The organism is Pseudoclavibacter helvolus (assembly GCF_049707175.1).
In the GTDB taxonomy this organism is placed as follows: Bacteria; Actinomycetota; Actinomycetes; order Actinomycetales; family Microbacteriaceae; genus Pseudoclavibacter; species Pseudoclavibacter helvolus_A.
Genome location: NZ_JBNAFM010000014.1, coordinates 24,120 through 39,347 on the forward strand (window position 1 = coordinate 24,120; position 15,228 = coordinate 39,347).

At 68.4% G+C, this 15,228-nt stretch carries 13 protein-coding genes; 7 read left to right on the top strand and 6 right to left on the bottom strand.

From position 1 onward, the window contains the following. Positions 1-6 precede the first annotated feature (6 nt). Positions 7-915, bottom strand: coding sequence for a DUF2268 domain-containing protein (locus ACPYN9_RS12160; RefSeq protein ID WP_424466793.1), 909 nt, complete (start codon positions 913-915; stop codon positions 7-9). A gap of 137 nt (positions 916-1,052) precedes the next feature. Here ACPYN9_RS12160 and ACPYN9_RS12165 point away from each other — a divergent pair, with 137 nt between their 5' ends. Together ACPYN9_RS12165 and ACPYN9_RS12170 are read left to right on the top strand one after the other, a co-directional pair. Continuing rightward, positions 1,053-2,039: a 4-hydroxythreonine-4-phosphate dehydrogenase PdxA gene (locus ACPYN9_RS12165; protein ID WP_424466794.1), complete on the top strand. Its 987-nt coding sequence runs from the start codon at positions 1,053-1,055 to the stop codon at positions 2,037-2,039. Continuing rightward, positions 2,036-3,343: a four-carbon acid sugar kinase family protein gene (locus ACPYN9_RS12170; RefSeq protein ID WP_424466795.1), complete on the top strand. Its 1,308-nt coding sequence runs from the start codon at positions 2,036-2,038 to the stop codon at positions 3,341-3,343. Before ACPYN9_RS12165 ends, ACPYN9_RS12170 begins: the two co-directional genes overlap by 4 nt. Here ACPYN9_RS12170 and ACPYN9_RS12175 read toward each other — a convergent pair. Continuing rightward, positions 3,319-4,470, bottom strand: coding sequence for an ROK family protein (locus ACPYN9_RS12175; protein WP_424466796.1), 1,152 nt, complete (start codon positions 4,468-4,470; stop codon positions 3,319-3,321). The two genes, ACPYN9_RS12170 and ACPYN9_RS12175, sit on opposite strands and share 25 nt — an antisense overlap. A 186-nt stretch (positions 4,471-4,656) precedes the next feature. Here ACPYN9_RS12175 and ACPYN9_RS12180 point away from each other — a divergent pair, with 186 nt between their 5' ends. The 4 genes from ACPYN9_RS12180 to ACPYN9_RS12195 are packed head-to-tail and all read left to right on the top strand — an operon-like array spanning position 4,657 to position 10,118. Beyond that, positions 4,657-6,819, top strand: a complete 2,163-nt coding sequence (locus ACPYN9_RS12180; protein ID WP_424466797.1) for an alpha-galactosidase — start codon at positions 4,657-4,659, stop codon at positions 6,817-6,819. Further along, on the top strand, positions 6,819-7,748 hold the full coding sequence (locus tag ACPYN9_RS12185; protein ID WP_424466798.1) for a carbohydrate ABC transporter permease: 930 nt from the start codon (positions 6,819-6,821) through the stop codon (positions 7,746-7,748). The genes ACPYN9_RS12180 and ACPYN9_RS12185 overlap by 1 nt, the downstream gene beginning before the upstream one ends. Before the next feature lie 10 nt (positions 7,749-7,758). Continuing rightward, complete coding sequence (locus tag ACPYN9_RS12190) at positions 7,759-8,727, top strand: carbohydrate ABC transporter permease (protein WP_424466799.1); 969 nt, start codon at positions 7,759-7,761, stop codon at positions 8,725-8,727. A 41-nt stretch (positions 8,728-8,768) separates the two neighbouring features. Next, positions 8,769-10,118 (top strand): ABC transporter substrate-binding protein, encoded by a 1,350-nt coding sequence (locus ACPYN9_RS12195; RefSeq protein WP_424466800.1) that lies wholly within the window; start codon positions 8,769-8,771, stop codon positions 10,116-10,118. An 81-nt stretch (positions 10,119-10,199) separates the two neighbouring features. Here the strand turns inward: ACPYN9_RS12195 and ACPYN9_RS12200 are convergent, their stop codons facing one another. The 4 genes from ACPYN9_RS12200 to ACPYN9_RS12215 all read right to left on the bottom strand — a co-directional run bounded on the left by ACPYN9_RS12200 (position 10,200) and on the right by ACPYN9_RS12215 (position 13,444). Continuing rightward, on the bottom strand, positions 10,200-10,496 hold the full coding sequence (locus tag ACPYN9_RS12200) for a hypothetical protein (protein WP_424466801.1): 297 nt from the start codon (positions 10,494-10,496) through the stop codon (positions 10,200-10,202). 19 nt (positions 10,497-10,515) lie between these two features. After that, positions 10,516-11,577 carry a LacI family DNA-binding transcriptional regulator gene (locus tag ACPYN9_RS12205; protein WP_424466802.1) on the bottom strand — a complete coding sequence of 354 codons (1,062 nt, stop codon included), beginning with the start codon at positions 11,575-11,577 and terminating at the stop codon, positions 10,516-10,518. Next, on the bottom strand, positions 11,574-12,326 hold the full coding sequence (locus ACPYN9_RS12210; protein WP_424466881.1) for a TIM barrel protein: 753 nt from the start codon (positions 12,324-12,326) through the stop codon (positions 11,574-11,576). Before ACPYN9_RS12210 ends, ACPYN9_RS12205 begins: the two co-directional genes overlap by 4 nt. Positions 12,327-12,430: 104 nt before the next feature. Continuing rightward, positions 12,431-13,444, bottom strand: a complete 1,014-nt coding sequence (locus ACPYN9_RS12215; protein WP_424466803.1) for a Gfo/Idh/MocA family oxidoreductase — start codon at positions 13,442-13,444, stop codon at positions 12,431-12,433. Between the two features lie 197 nt (positions 13,445-13,641). On the opposite strand from ACPYN9_RS12215, the gene ACPYN9_RS12220 reads away from it, so the two are divergent. Further along, on the top strand, positions 13,642-15,090 hold the full coding sequence (locus ACPYN9_RS12220) for a sugar porter family MFS transporter (RefSeq protein ID WP_424466882.1): 1,449 nt from the start codon (positions 13,642-13,644) through the stop codon (positions 15,088-15,090). Positions 15,091-15,228: the final 138 nt, after the last annotated feature.

Sequence of the window (15,228 nt, forward strand, 5' to 3'; positions counted from 1 at the left end):
CGTCGACTACAGCTCGGCCCCCGTCCCGGTGGCGCAAAGACCTGAAGCACCGACCCTGATGACGTCGGCGCTGGGGACGTGCAGCGCCTCGGCAGCGGTCTGCCCGCTCGCCTCCAAGTAGGCGTCGACGAGGCGGTTGCCCGCCGCGTATCCGGCCCCCGTCGGCAGCCCGACCGGGGCGACGCCGAACCGCACGGCAGACGCATCCCCGTGCACCCACGCGGTGAAGTTCTGCATGCCCTGCACGCCGAGACCTGACGCCACCTTCCGCAGCACGGCCTCGTCCCGCAGGTGCGGGACACCGATGGGCGTGTAGCCGGCCTCGCCGTACAGCTGCCGAGCGAACGCATCCGCCAGCCCCTCCGAGACGACCTGCTCGCCCACCGTCACGGCGCTCGGATCCCACACCACCCCGCCGGGCGCATAGCGCAGGTTGTGATTGAGCTCGTGGACCGCAGCCGCCTCCAGTCGCGCGAGGTTCTCGTCGGTCGGCCAGACGGTGAGCGAGATGAAGCCGGTCGCACTGCCGTTGCCACTGAAGCCACGAAGGGGCCCCATGAAGTGGGCGTCGCCGACGTCGCCGGGAACGAGCAGTACCGAGAGATCCGGGATCAGGATGCCCGGGGTCGCGGCCGCCTGCACGTCGATCGCGGCGCGGAGCGCGTCCTCGATGCGCCGCCACGCGTCGTGCTCGCGGAAGCGGGCCAACGCCGACCGCGTCTCGGCGGCGTGCCGGTCGAGCGCGCATCCGAAGCTCACGAGATGCATCTGCACGAGGTCCACCTCGCCCGGGAAGTAGCGGAACTGGTCGGCCATCGGCGCGAGGAGGTCACGCATCCTCGCTTCACGCTGCACTTCGGGTGCCAGCAGCACGGCTTCGAGGGCGGCATCGGTGTCGACGATCGAGAGAGTCATGCGCGCCACCGTAGAGCCTGACGCGACGTGAGGGTCAAGGAGATACGGCCGACGGACAACGCGCGAATACCCCCGATCATCCGGCAACCCACCCTGTTATGCTTTCCGCGACGGAACACATACCGAAAGGCGGATCAATGACGATCGACAACTCTCCCCAGCGCAGGCGCATTGCCATCACAGCTGGAGACCCCGCAGGAGTCGGCCCTGAGCTGCTTGCGCGCACAATCGCGCGTCGGAGCAACGGTGACGGCGATGACCTGATCGTTTTCGCAGCGGAAGAAGAACTTCGACGCGGGTTCGAGCACGCGGGCCTGCGCGACTCGATGGATGCGTTCCTGACGGCCGATGGGGTCGAGCTGCGCCTCCTTCCCGACTTCCCATCGACCCCGGTCGGCGAGGTGCACGGCGAATCCGGGCGCTGGGCCCTGCGCGCCCTCCGCGCCGCGCTCGACGCGATCGAGACCGGCGACGCCGACGCGCTCGTCTTCGCCCCTTTGAACAAGGCGTCCCTGCACGCCTCCGGCATGAAGGAGTACGACGAGATGCGCTGGTTCGAGGGCCAGCTGCAGTCGGCAACCGAGGTCTCGGAACTGAACGCGACAGCGGGCCTGTGGACGTCGCGGGTGACCTCGCACGTGCCGCTCCGCGCGGTCGCTGACCTCATCACCGAGGAACGCATCATCGCCGTCACGCGTCTCCTCTCGGAGCAGATGCGTGCGGCTGGCTTCGAGAACCCGAAGCTCGCGGTGTGCGCCCTCAACCCGCACGGGGGTGAGAACGGCAGCTTCGGCACCGAGGAAATCGACATCATCGCGCCCGCCGTGAAGGCGGCAGCCGCCCAGGGTCTTAACGTCGAAGGCCCGTTCCCTGCCGACACGCTCTTCGTGACGGCGAAGCGCCGCGGCTACGAGGGCATCGTGACGATGTTCCACGACCAGGGCCAGCTCGCACTCAAGGCGATGGGGTTCGCGGGCGGCGTGACCGTCGAGGCAGGTCTCGGCATCGCGATCGCCACCCCAGCGCACGGCACCGCGTTCGACATCGTCGGCACCGGCCAGGCCGATACCGCGTCGATGTTCAATGCCCTCGACATTGCCGGCAGACTGGCCGACGCCGCATGACCAGGCCGACCGTCGTCATCCTCGACGACGACCCGACCGGCACCCAAGCCGTCGCGGACATCCCGGTGATCACGTCACCCACCCCCGAGAACCTCCGATGGGCCTTCGACACCTCGCCGCTTGGCTTCTTCGTCCTCACCAACACCAGAAGCCTGGACGAGCCGGCGATGGTCGCGCTGACGAAGACCATCGTCACCGAAGTCATCCGGGCGGCCGGGTCGCGCCCCGTTCGGTTCGTGAGCCGGAGCGATTCGACGCTGCGCGGGCACATTTTCGCCGAGCCCGCGGCCATCCGTTCAGCGCTCCGCGAGGTCGGGGCACCCGCTCCGGCGATGACCGTCTTCGTGCCCGCCTTCCCGCGCGCCGGGCGCATCACGCGCGACGGCGTGCACCTGCTGCGAGACGCCGACGGTGAGGCCCCGGCCCACGAGTCGCACTTCGCGCAGGACGCGACGTTCGGCTACACGACCTCGTTCCTTCCCGAGCTGGTCGCCGAACGCTCTTCGGGTGACCTCACGAGCGACGACATCGTCGTCGTGACCCCTGACCGCGTCGCTTCCGGCGTGCGAGAGGCACGGGGCTCGTGGCTCGCCTGCGATGCCGAGGACGACGCTGACCTCGCAACCATCGCCGCGGCCCTGAGCGAAGCCGACCCGAACGCGGATCGCACGCTGATCCGCGCGAGCCCCGGCATCCTGCCTGCACTGCTCGGCCTTCCGGTGAGCACCGAGCTCCCCCGCCACGGCGCCGCGCCTCACGCCGGGGGCCTCATCATCGTCGGATCGCACGTGGCACAGACGACCCGTCAGCTCGCCCGACTGCTCGAGGAGCCCGACGTCACGCTCCTCGAGCTCGACGTCGATGACCTCGTCGACGCGAACGCAGCCGCGGTGGATGCGATCATCGAGCGCCTCGCATCACACGCCGCCGCGGGGCTCGCCTCGTCACACGTGGTGATCGCGACCGGCCGCGTGGCGCGCACCTTCAGCGACCCCGACCGCAGCCTCGCGTTCGCACGCCGGGTGTCCGACACACTCGTGGCCGTGACGCGTCGCACGATGGAGCGGTTCCCCGTCGCCTTCGTGGTGGCGAAGGGCGGGATTACCTCGAGCGACATCGCCACGCGCGCGATGCGCATCGAACGCGCGATCGTGCGCGGGCGCGTCGGCGCGGGCATCGTGTGGCAGCCTGCCGACGACACTACGCGCATCCCGCTCGCGCTCGTGCCGGGCAACATCGGCGACGACGAGGGCCTCGTCGAGGCCGTACGCGGTGTCTCCTACCAGCGGTCGTCGGCGGAGTAGCGCTCGATCATCGCCCAGATCGCGACGGATGCGGCGCCCCGCGCCCAGTCGCTCATGGTCGTGGGCACGATCTCGGTGTCGAGCTCGGTGCTCCACGAGGGGCGCGACTCCGAGATCGCCGCGTGCATGGCGTCGGCCCCGACCTCGGCGATCGCGATGCCCTCGCCGGAGAGGATGAAGCGCGTCACGTACGACATGGTCGCGATGCTCGCGATGAAGCGGCCGAGGTAGGCCGCGGCCTCGGTCACGACGGGCAACGCCCCGGGGTCACCCGCCCGAGCAAGCTCGATGACCTCGTCAAACGAGAGCAGGCGGCCACAGGCGGCGGATGCGGCGATCGCGACGTTCGAGGAGGCCAGGTACGCGAGTGCGCTCCCCCGCGGCCCCTCCGGCACCGTCGGCCCGGACGGGTTCAAGATCAGCATGCTCGGCGACGGAGATGCGGCGTCGAGCTGCCGCACCACGTCTCCGTTGATGACGAGCCCGCAGCCGACCCCCACGCCCACGGTGACCAGCGCGAAGCGCTGACTGTCGCGGTCAGCGGAGAAGAGGTGCTGCGCGACGGTCAGAGCGGTGACGTCGTTCTCGACGATGACCGGCAGCCCCGACTCCGCAGTCAGCCGTTCGCCGAGCGGCACCTGGCGCCAGCCAAGGCTGCGCGACAGGACAACGCTGGAATGGTCGTCGGTGTGCCCACCGAGGGAGACCCCCACGCTGTGCACCGTTTCACCCTCAGCCAGGCGGGCGATCACCGCTGCGGCGACGCGGACGACATCATCCGGAGTCGACGTGGGCAGCGCTTCGTCGACACGCGCGAGAATCGACGCACGCGCATCCGTCAGCACGCCGTGGACCGCGTCGACGGCGATCTTCACGCCGATGAACCGCAGCGTCGGTGCGACATCGAGCGGGCGAACCAGGCGACCATGGACGGGGTCGGCGATGGCGTCCGCCTCAACCAGCAGGCGCTGTTCGATGAGCGGTTTGGCGAGCCGGGTCATGCTCGCGGGCGAGAGCCCGAGTCGACGCGCCACCTCGCTCCGCGAGATGGGCCCATGCAACACAACAGCGCGCGCGACGGCGCGGGCAGTGTCGATGGTCTGCGTCCCGGTTTCGTTCATCCCCATGGGCTTCATGGTACCGCTCCAGCGTTTCGGCGTGAAACACAAATGCTGCCTCTGGCTACCGTGGCAGTAGTGATGGCGGTGGCATCAGCGGCAATACGCGTGGTTTGCCGCCGGAACAGCGAGCTCATTGACAAAAGTGTTTTCTGTTGCAATAATCATGGCTACCCCCGAAAGGCAATGGTGCTGATGGAATACATGGAGCCGCGCGTTCTCGAGTTGAACGGCGCAGACGTACAGGTGATCGTGGATGCGCGGTCGGAGCAGGTGCCGCGCATCGTCCACTGGGGCCGCCCCCTTGGCCTCGACGCCGCTGGCCGCGAGGCGTTCGCCGACGCAAGCCAGTCGCAGATCGCCTCGAACAGCATCGACACCCCGGTGCCGTTTAGCGTCGTCCCGGATGCGAGCCGCGGCTGGGTGGGCGCGCCCGGCATCGAGGGGCACCGGCAGGGGCGCGACTTCGCGCTGCAACTCTCCACGCGCTCTGTCGAGCTGCAGGCCCCGAGTGACCCTCGCATCCAGACCCGCCTCGTCACCACCCTGGCCGACCAGGCCCTCGAGATCGACGCCGAACTGATCATCGACCTGCTGACCTCCGGCCTCGTACGCACCCGCCTCACCGTGCGCAACGCCGGCGCAAGCCCCTACACCGTCGATGCGGTGCGGCTGGGCTTCCCCGTGCCGACGCGTGCTGGCGAGGTGCTCGACTTCGCCGGGCGCCACATGCGCGAAGCCCAGGCGCAGCGGCACGCGCTCACGGTCGGCACCCACGCGCGCGAAGGCCGCCACGGGCGCACCGGCCACGACGCGAGCCTGCTGTACGCCGTGGGAACCGACGGCTTCGGCTTCCGCCACGGCGAAGTGTGGGCCGCACAGACAGCCTGGAGCGGCAACCACCGCACGTTCGTCGAGCGTCAGACCAACGGACGCACGATCCTCGGAGGTGAGGAGATCCTCCTTCCAGGCGAAGTCGAGCTCGCCACTGGGGCGGAGTACACAACTCCGTGGATCTACGGCTCCTACGGCGAGGGCATCGACGGCGTCGGCCGACGCTTCCACCAGCACCTCCGCGCGCGGGATCGCCACCGCGCGACGCCCCGACCGGTGGTCCTCAACACGTGGGAAGCGGTCTACTTCGACCATCAGCCCGACGCGGTCTTCGAGCTCGCGACGAAAGCCGCAGGGGTCGGGGTTGAGCGCTTCGTGCTCGACGACGGCTGGTTCCTCGGGCGCCGCAGCAAGCAGTCCGGCCTGGGCGATTGGACCGTCGACCGCTCGATCTGGCCCGACGGGCTGCTCCCGCTCGCCGAGCACGTGCGCGGGCTCGGGATGGAGTTCGGGCTGTGGTTCGAACCGGAGATGATCAACCCAGAGAGCGACGCGGCCCGCGCGAACCCCGAGTGGATCCTCTCCCCAGGCCACCGGCAACCGCCGACCTCGCGCTACCAGCAGGTGCTCGACCTGCAGAACCCCGCCGCTTACGCACACGTGAAAGACGCCATCGTCGGCCTCGTGCGCGAGCTCGACCTCGCCTTCATCAAGTGGGACCACAACCGTGACCTCACCGACGCCGGTCACGACGGCGGCCGCGCCGCGGTGCACGGTCAGACCCTCGCGTTCTACCGGCTCCTCGACGAGCTCCACGCCGAGTTCCCCGATCTCGAGATCGAGTCGTGCTCCTCCGGCGGCGCCCGCGCCGACCTCGAAGTGCTCGAGCGCGCCGACCGCATCTGGGCGAGCGACTGCATCGACGCCCACGAGCGCCAGCGCATTGACCTGTGGACGAGCGTCACGGTCCCGCCGGAACTGCTCGGGTCGCACATCGGCTCGAGCATCGCGCACGCCACGAAGCGACGCCACGCCCTGTCCTACCGCGCGATGACGGCGCTGATGTCGAACCTCGGGATCGAATGGGATCTCCGCGAGGCAAGCCCGGAGGAACTCGAGGCCCTCCGCGGCTGGGTTGCGCTCTACAAGCAGCTCCGCCCGCTCCTGCACACCGGCGACGTCGTGCGCGGCGACCACCCAGACCCCGCTCTCAGCATCCGCGGCGTCGTCGCGCAGGATCGAGCGGATGCGCTCTTCTCGGTCGCGGCGGTCGCGACCGGCGTCGGAGCCCCTCCAGGGGCGGTCACGCTCCCCGGGCTCGACCCGGCCGCCCTCTACGACGTGAGCGCCGCCGCACCCGCGGACGGAGTGCTGCAATACAACGGCCACCCGCTTCCCGCATGGTGGAGCACTGGCGTCCGCACCACCGGCGAGGCGCTCGGCCACGCCGGAATCCAGCTGCCGGCTTTGGCCCCCGACCACGCACTGCTCATCCGCGCAACGCGGGCGGGCGAGGAGGACTGATGGCAACCGAGAGCCTCGCAATCGCACCCAAGGGCAAGAAGCGGCAGCGCCGGCCCCGCCAGCTCGGCAGGGAGAACCTCGCCGGCTGGCTGTTCGCCGCACCGGCGATCATCGGGTTCGCCGCGTTCTTCGTCTGGCCCGCGCTGCGCGGCGCGTACTTCAGCTTCACGAAGTACAACCTGCTCACCGCCCCCGAATGGGTCGGCCTCGACAACTACACGCGTATGTTCGCCGACGAAGTGTTCTGGAACGCGCTCGGCGTCACCGTCTACTACGTGCTGCTCAACATCGGCTTCCAGACGATCCTCGCGCTCGGCGTCGCGGTGCTGCTGCACCGGCTCACGCAGTCGCTGGTGATCCGAGGCATCGCCCTGCTGCCGTACATGATCGCGAACGTCATCGCGGCGCTCGTCTGGTTCTACCTGTTCGACTACCAGATCGGGCCCATCAACGAGCTCATCGCCTGGCTGGGCCTCGACCGCGTCGCGTTCCTCGGCGACCAAGCCTGGGCCATTCCGACCATCGCGTTCATCAACGTGTGGCGCCACCTCGGCTACACCGCGCTGCTCATCTTCGCCGGGCTCCAGATGATCCCGCGCGACGTCTACGAGGCCGGCGCGATCGACGGTGCAGGCGAGGTGCGGATGTTCCGCAGCATCACCCTGCCGCTCCTGCGCCCCATCCTCGCGATGGTCCTGGTGATCACAGTCACCGGTGCCTTCCAGGTGTTCGACACTGTCGCGGTCACCACCGGCGGCGGCCCCGTGAACGCCACACGAGTCATCAACTACTACATCTACGACGTGGCCTTCACGCGGGGTGACTTCGGATACGGCTCGGCGCTCGCCGTGGCGTTGTTCGTGCTGCTCGCCGTGTTCACGTACATCCAGCTGCGGGCCACCCGCGCCAACCAGACCGACCTGGGATGACACCATGACCATGACGAAACGTTCACGCGCCAGCCAGAGCCAGGAGCCGACGCCGCCGTCGACCGAGACAGCAGCGTCAGCGCCCGACAACACCCCGCCTCGGAAGAAGCGATCCATCGGCCGAATCGCGGCGTGGGTGCTGCTGTGGATCCTGCTGCTGGTCACCCTGTTCCCCTTCTACTGGATGCTCCGCACCTCCCTGTCGAACAACCTCTCCCTCGCGGGCAGCCCAGGCAACCCGTTCCCCGTCGACTTCACCCTCGGCGCGTACAAGCGGGTGCTCGGGCTCGCCACCACCGAAGAGTCGATGGCCGAAGGCGGATCCGGCGCCTCGATCGACTTCTGGCTATACCTGCGCAACTCCGTGATCGTCGCAACGCTCATCACCGTCGGCCAAGTGGTCTTCTGCTCGATGGCCGCCTACGCGTTCGCACGGCTGAAGTGGGTCGGGCGCGACCTCGTCTTCGGCATCCTGCTCTGCGCCCTCATGGTGCCGGTCATCTTCACGACCATCCCGAACTTCATCACCATCCGCGACCTCGGACTGCTCAACACGCACCTCGGCATCGCGCTCCCGACAATGCTGATGACTCCGTTCGCGATCTTCTTCCTGCGCCAGTTCTTCCTCGGCATCAACCGCGAGGTCGAAGAGGCCGCCATTCTCGACGGGGCCGGCCACATCCGCCGCTTCACGTCGATCGCGTTGCCGCTCACGGCCTCGCCCATCGCGACCCTCGCCATCCTCACCTACATCAACAGCTGGAACGAGTACTTCTGGCCGCTGGTCGTCGGGCGCGCAGAAGACGTGCGCGTGCTCACCGTGGCACTCGGCGTCTTCCGATCGCAGACCCCACAGGGCGGACCCGACTGGGCCGGCCTCATGGCGGCGACGCTCATCGCGGCCCTCCCCGTGATCATCCTCTTCCTCCTCCTCGGCAAGCGCATCATCAACTCCATCGGGTACTCGGGCACAAAATGACCCGCCCCTCCCCTCGCACCACACGAATCGAAAGGCACTCAATGAAGAACGCCAAGAAGATCGCCATCGCCGCGGTCGTGACCGGCACGCTGTTCGCAGCCACCGCCTGCTCCGGTGCCAGCGCCGGCGGCGACGGCGGCTCCGAAGCCGCGTCGCTGCGCTACTGGCTGTGGGACTCCAACCAGCTCCCCAGCTACGAACAGTGCATCGCCGACTTCACCGAAGCCAACCCGGAGATCTCAGTGCAGATCGAGCAGGTCGGCTGGAACGACTACTTCGAGACGCTGACGACCAGCCTCGTGGGCGGCGACGCACCAGACGTCATCACCAACCACGCTTCCTTCTACCCTGAGCTCGCGACCTCCGGGTCGCTGCTCGACCTCGACGACGTGGAGGTCGACCTCGAGTCGTTCCGCGACGGCCTCGCGGAACGATGGATCGGCGAAGACGGCAAGCGCTACGGCCTCCCGAAAGACTGGGACACGGTCGCAACGCTCTTCAACACCGACTACCTCACCGAAGCCGGATACACGCCGGAGGACCTCAACACCCTCGACTGGAACCCGGATGACGGCGGCACCTGGGAGAAGACCATCGCCCACCTCACCGTCGACGCGAACGGCGTGCGCGGCGACGAAGCAGGCTTCGACAAGAACAACGTGGCCGTCTACGGCCTCGGCCTCAAAGCCAAGTCCGGCATCGGCGCCTTCGGTCAGACCCAGTGGAGCCCGTACGCGCTAACAAACGACTGGACCTACGCCAACCAGAACCCGTTCGGCACCGAATTCAACTACGCCGACGAGAAGTACATCGAGACCATCGAATGGTGGTCTGGCCTGATCGACAAGGGCTACATGCCCGGGTACGAGTCGGCGATCTCCGGCACCAGCATCCAGGAGGCCTACGGCGCCGGACGCTACGCGCTCGTCACCGACGGCAGCTGGAACGCCAAGGCGTACTTCGGCATGACCGGCGTTGAGACCGGCATCGCACCACTTCCGGTCGGGCCGAGCGGCGACCGCGCGGGTGTCATGAACGGCCTGGCGGACTCCGTCATCGCGAGCACCGAGCACCCGGAGGCGTCGAAGAAGCTGGTGGCCTACCTGGCCACCGCCGACTGCCAGGACATCGTGGCTGAAGCAGCGGTCGTCTTCCCGGCCGTCGAGACCTCAAGCGAGAAGGCCCGTGAGGCCTTCGATGCAGCCGGCATCGACGTCTCGGTCTACTACGACGCGTTCGAGGCGGGCGAGTACGTCGAGGCCCCGATCGCCAACAACTGGAGCTCGATCCTCGCCATCATGGAGCCAGCCGTCGAGGCGGTCCTCCTTGGCCAGGGCGACGAGAACACGCTCAAGCAGGCAGCGGAGCAGGTCAACCAGCTGTTCCCGTAAACACTGAGGTCGGTCCGAGGGGCATCTCGACGCGCTGCGTCGGGGTGCCCCTCCCTCGTGGACGAGGCGGGTCTTGCGCGGCTACGAACTGGATCGGCCTGCAGGACGAGGCTCCGGTTCGCGAATCGCGGACGTGGACTTCTTCGCATCCGCACGAGCTATCTGGAACAAGCTGAGCAGCCCAAGCACGACCACGGCGGGAATACTCAGCACCAGCAGGAGCATCCCCCAGTAGCCTGCCGCGAGCGCGAAGTTGGGGAACCACGCGGGCCCGAGGCTCGGGTCGAGTCGCGAAAGATGTCCGTAGCCGGCGCCCACGGCGACTCCGGTAACGCCGAGCAGGAAGACGCCAGCCGAGATCGCGAGCGCTATCTTCATGCCGCAAGTTTGGCACGCGCTACTGATCGGGCGACCCGCTGCTCAACCGCACCACAAGCTTCGTCGGCAGCACCCGGTGCTCGCCGTTGTTCATCGCCTGACCTTTGTCGTTCGCATCCACGCGCTCCACCACCATCTCCACGGCAGCGGATGCGAGCTGCGCCGGGTCCTGCGCGAGGCTCGTGAGTTGCAGGTACGGCAGGTCGGCCTGCTCGGAGTTGTCGAAGCCGACAACCGCGAGGTCTTCAGGGACGCGCTTGCCGAGGAGGCGCGCCTGCGCGACGACCCCCTGCGCGCTGCGATCGTTGAAGGCGATCACGGCGGTCGTCTCCGGGTGGCGCTTGAGCGCGTCCTCGATCGCCGCTGCCCCGGCCGCTTCGGAGGCCCCGCCAGCGACGACGCCGACCGCATCCGCGAGCCCAGCCGCCTCGGCCGCCCGCAGGAACGCGGCACGCCTCAGCTCGTCGCCGGAGACCCCAGGCGCCCCCAGGTACAGGATGCGCGTGTGCCCCCGCTCGCGCAGGTGCTGCACGGCGAGCTCAGTGCCGCGCGCGTCGTCCATGGAGACGCTGTCGAACCGATCGGACGAGTACTGGCTCGCGACGGCGACCACCGGAACCTCGTCGGCGATGCGATCAAGCTCGACCTCAGGCAGCGAGGCACCGAGCAACACGAGACCCTCGACCCGCTCGCCGAGGAGCGCCTCGATCGCATCCGCCTCACCCCGCCGCTTGGTGACCGCGGCGAGCGACACGTTGTAACCGGCCTCCCGCGCCGCAAGCTGCAGCTCGTCGATGAGCTCGCCGTGGAACGGCTGGGCAGCGTGGAACACGATGCCGACGAGGCGCGAACGACCCTGCTTGAGCATCCGCGCGCGCTCGTCCCGGCGATAGCCGAGGCGCGCCGCGACCTCGAGCACATGCGCGCGCGACTCGGCACTCGCCCCCGGCACGTCGCGCATCACGATCGAGACCAGCGGCTGCGAGACGCCCGCCGCGTCGGCGACGTCGCGCATCGTGACGCGCTTGCCGCCGCCCGGTCTCGCCGGGCGGCGGGCGTCTCGTGCGTCGGCGTCACTCATACGTCGATGCTAAAGGCCTCCCGGAACCGCCGGAGCGCGAGGTCGGAGTCGGCAGACGCAAACGCCTCCATCGCGACGACTCCCGTGTAGCCCAGCTCGTGGAGGGCCCGCGCGACCCGCGGGTAGTGGATCTCGCCCGTGCCGGGCTCGCAGCGGCCCGGCACATCCGCCACCTGGATCTCGCCGATGTACGGCAGCGCGCGTCCGCATAGGTCGACGAGATCACCCTCGCCGATCTGCGCGTGGTACAGGTCGAGGTTGAGTCGGAGGTGCGGGCTATCGACCGCCGCGACGAGCGCGATCGTGTCGGCGGCGCGGTTGAACGGGACGCCAGGGTGGTCGATCGCGTGGTTCAGGTTCTCGAGCGTAAAGACCTTGCCGTACTCCTCGCCGAGCTTCGCGAGCCGCTCGAGCGTGCGGAGCGCTGCGAGCCAGTCGGCAGGGGTGGTGTGCTCGCTCGGACGCACGGGCAGGCCGTTGTCGTCGAGGCCCGTGCCGTGGATGACCAGGCGCGGCACGCTCAGCACCTGCGCCGCCTCAAGCGACTCGCGCGCGGTGGCGACGATCGCGTCGGCACCGTCCGGGTCGATGAGCTCACCGCGGATGTAGCCCGACATCGAGCCGAACGTGGCGCCGGTGGCGGCGAGCGAGTCGAGGTCCTTCTCCCACCACCGCCAGATCTCGACCTCGAACCCGGCATCGTCGATGCGGCGCACCCGTTCCTCGAAGGGCAGGTCGAGGAAGAGCATCTCGGCGCACGCGGCGAGCACAAATGGTGACGTGGCGGCTTCAGGCACCCCGTTTGCGAGCGTTTCGGGGCTGACGTCACTCTGAGTGTCAGCGATGGGCTCGCTCATCGGACGACCTCGACCGGTGCGCCGTTCTTGACCGACTCGATGCAGGCGAGCGCGATGACCATCGCCTCGACGGCGGCGTCGGTGCCGGGGCGGGCGCTCTCGCTGCCGGCGACGGCGTTCACGAACGCCTGCAGCTCACCTGTGTAGGCGGCGCGCATGAGCTGCGTGTCGGCCCTGACCGTGTCGAAAGATGCGCCAGCCGCGCCGTAGAGGCGGAGGCTCGAGGCGGCGAGCTCGCCGGCGGTGGCCATGCCGGCGCTGCCGAAGACCTCGGCGCGGGTGTCGTAGCCGTAAGCGGCAGAGAAGTTCGCCTCCGCCGTGGCGATCGCGCCGTTGTCGTAGCGGATCGTGACGACCGACGTGTCGAGCAGGCCCTTGTCTTTGAAGTCCGGGGCGACGAGCGCGTCGGCCACGGCGTAGACCTGCGTGGCCTTGGCCCCCGGGTTGAAGAAGTTGAGGGTGTCGAAGTCGTGGATCAGGGTCTCGAGGAAGATCGTGAACGGCGGGACCGCAGCGGGGTTGGCGAGGCCGGGGTCGCGGGTCACCGAACGCAGCAGCTGCGGCGTGCCGAGGGCGCCGGCGTCGAGCGCGGCGCGCAGCTCGGGGAACCCGTTCGCGTAGCGACGGTTGAAGCCAACTTGGAACACGATTCGGTGCTGGTCGACGGCGGCTTCGACGCGGCGCAGCTCCTCGAGCGAGACGCCCGTGGGCTTCTCGCAGAAGACGGCCTTGCCTGCCGCGGCAGCCTGCTCGACCAGCGCGGTGTGGAAGCGCGCGGGCGCGGTGATGACGACCGCTTCGAGATCGGGGCGAGCGAGGAGCTCGGCGATGTCGGTGTATGACTGCTCGACGCCGAGCGTCTCGGCGAGCGACGTTGCTGCACCGTCGACGGGGTCGGCGATGGCGATGAGCTCTGCGTTGGGGATGTCCTGGGCGATCAGCTTGGCGTGATTGCTGCCGATGCGCCCCGCCCCGATGAGGGCGACGCGGACGAGGGGGTTCTTCGACATGGTGGTTCTCCTGAGGACGGCGGTGCCGACACGACACTGTGCTGCTGGGTGCGCCCAGCAGGACGAGACTATTACGTACTAGCGCTCGGCGTCTAGTACGTATAAGGTTGCCTCCAATCGGCCCCGCCGCGGGCCAGCGGTCGACCTCACCTCGACCGCGAACGCGGCGCACCACTCGCAGAGACAAAGGAGTTCTCATCACTTCCACGCACGGGGCATCAGCGTCGGAGACGACCCTGCCCAAGCTCACCCCAGGCCCGTATCGCAAGCGACTCGGCCTCATCTCGATCGTCGCTTGCTTCGGCGGTCTGCTGTTCGGCTACGACACGGGCGTCATCAACGGCGCGCTGCGCCCGATGGCCGCCGAGATCGGCCTCGATGCATTCACTGAGGGCGTCGTCACGAGTTCGCTCGTCTTCGCGGCTGCCGTCGGCGCGCTGTTCGGCGGCCGCATCTCGGACGCGATCGGCCGCCGCCGCACCATCATCATCCTCGCGATCCTCTTCTTCGTGGGCACGGTTGTCGTTGTCGCCTCGCCCGGCTTCGCGCTCCTGGTCGTGGGACGAATCATGCTCGGCCTGGCCGTCGGCGGCGCATCCACGGTGGTCCCGGTCTACCTCGCCGAGCTCGCACCGTTCGAAATCCGCGGCTCGATCACGGGCCGCAACGAGGTGGCCATCGTTACGGGCCAGCTCTCGGCGTTCGTGATCAACGCGATTCTCGGCAACACGCTCGGCCACCTCGACGGCGTCTGGCGCATCATGTTCGCGGTGTGCGCGATCCCCGCGATCTGCCTGTTCTTTGGCATGCTGCGCATGCCGGAGTCGCCCCGCTGGCTCGTCGAGAAGGGCCGTCACGCGGATGCGCTGGCCGTGCTCAAGACGGTGCGTTCCGAGGAGCGGGCGATCGCCGAACTCGGTGAGGTCGAGCAGGTCACTCAAGAGGAGCAGACGGCGGCGAAGGTCGGACTCAGCGCGGTGCTCACCAACAAGTGGCTCGTCCGCATTCTGCTCATCGGCATTGGCGTCTCGATGATGCAGCAGCTCACTGGCATCAACTCGATCATGTACTACGGCCAGGTCGTACTCATCGAGTCGGGCTTCGAGGAGTCTGCGGCACTCATCGCGAACATCGCGCCGGGCGTCGTTGCCGTGATCGGCGGGTTCATCGCGCTGTACATGATGGACCGCGTCGACCGCCGCAAGACCTTCGCGATCGGCCTCACGCTCACGACCACCTGTCATGTGCTGATCGGCGCCGCATCCCTGGCTCTGCCGGTCGGCAACCCGGCTCGTCCGTTCGTGATCCTCATCCTGGTGGTCGCGTTTGTCGCGTCGATGCAGACGTTCCTCAATGTCGCCGTGTGGGTCTACCTCGCCGAGATCTTCCCGCTGCACATGCGCGGTTTCGGCATCGGCGTCTCCGTGTTCTTCGGCTGGATGACGAACGGCTTCCTCGCCCTGTATTTCCCGAGCCTCATCGCCGGCATGGGCATCAGCGGCGTCTTCTTCCTCTTCGCGGGCATCGGCGCGGTCGCGTTGTTGTTCACCATCACGCAGGTGCCGGAAACCCGCGGTGTGACCCTCGAGAAGCTCGAAGTCGGCGTCACGACGGGAGCCATCCACGTGCTCGGCAAGAAGCGTTAGCCACCACAGGATTCAAGACTCGGTCGCTTCTGCGAGCGGCCGACCCGCCCGCGGGGCCGGCTTCGATTTGGACGTCCTGGCCGGCCCCGCGGGCACCTCTTCGTTTGAGCGCATGCGCGTGAGTGCATGGGCAGTAAG

Coding starts and splice junctions, on each gene's coding strand:
- ACPYN9_RS12160 (WP_424466793.1), bottom strand. CDS start 915: ATGACTCTCTCGATCGTCGACACCGATGCCGCCCTCGAAGCCGTGCTG.
- ACPYN9_RS12165 (WP_424466794.1), top strand. CDS start 1,053: ATGACGATCGACAACTCTCCCCAGCGCAGGCGCATTGCCATCACAGCT.
- ACPYN9_RS12170 (WP_424466795.1), top strand. CDS start 2,036: ATGACCAGGCCGACCGTCGTCATCCTCGACGACGACCCGACCGGCACC.
- ACPYN9_RS12175 (WP_424466796.1), bottom strand. CDS start 4,470: ATGGGGATGAACGAAACCGGGACGCAGACCATCGACACTGCCCGCGCC.
- ACPYN9_RS12180 (WP_424466797.1), top strand. CDS start 4,657: ATGGAATACATGGAGCCGCGCGTTCTCGAGTTGAACGGCGCAGACGTA.
- ACPYN9_RS12185 (WP_424466798.1), top strand. CDS start 6,819: ATGGCAACCGAGAGCCTCGCAATCGCACCCAAGGGCAAGAAGCGGCAG.
- ACPYN9_RS12190 (WP_424466799.1), top strand. CDS start 7,759: ATGACGAAACGTTCACGCGCCAGCCAGAGCCAGGAGCCGACGCCGCCG.
- ACPYN9_RS12195 (WP_424466800.1), top strand. CDS start 8,769: ATGAAGAACGCCAAGAAGATCGCCATCGCCGCGGTCGTGACCGGCACG.
- ACPYN9_RS12200 (WP_424466801.1), bottom strand. CDS start 10,496: ATGAAGATAGCGCTCGCGATCTCGGCTGGCGTCTTCCTGCTCGGCGTT.
- ACPYN9_RS12205 (WP_424466802.1), bottom strand. CDS start 11,577: ATGAGTGACGCCGACGCACGAGACGCCCGCCGCCCGGCGAGACCGGGC.
- ACPYN9_RS12210 (WP_424466881.1), bottom strand. CDS start 12,326: ATGCTCTTCCTCGACCTGCCCTTCGAGGAACGGGTGCGCCGCATCGAC.
- ACPYN9_RS12215 (WP_424466803.1), bottom strand. CDS start 13,444: ATGTCGAAGAACCCCCTCGTCCGCGTCGCCCTCATCGGGGCGGGGCGC.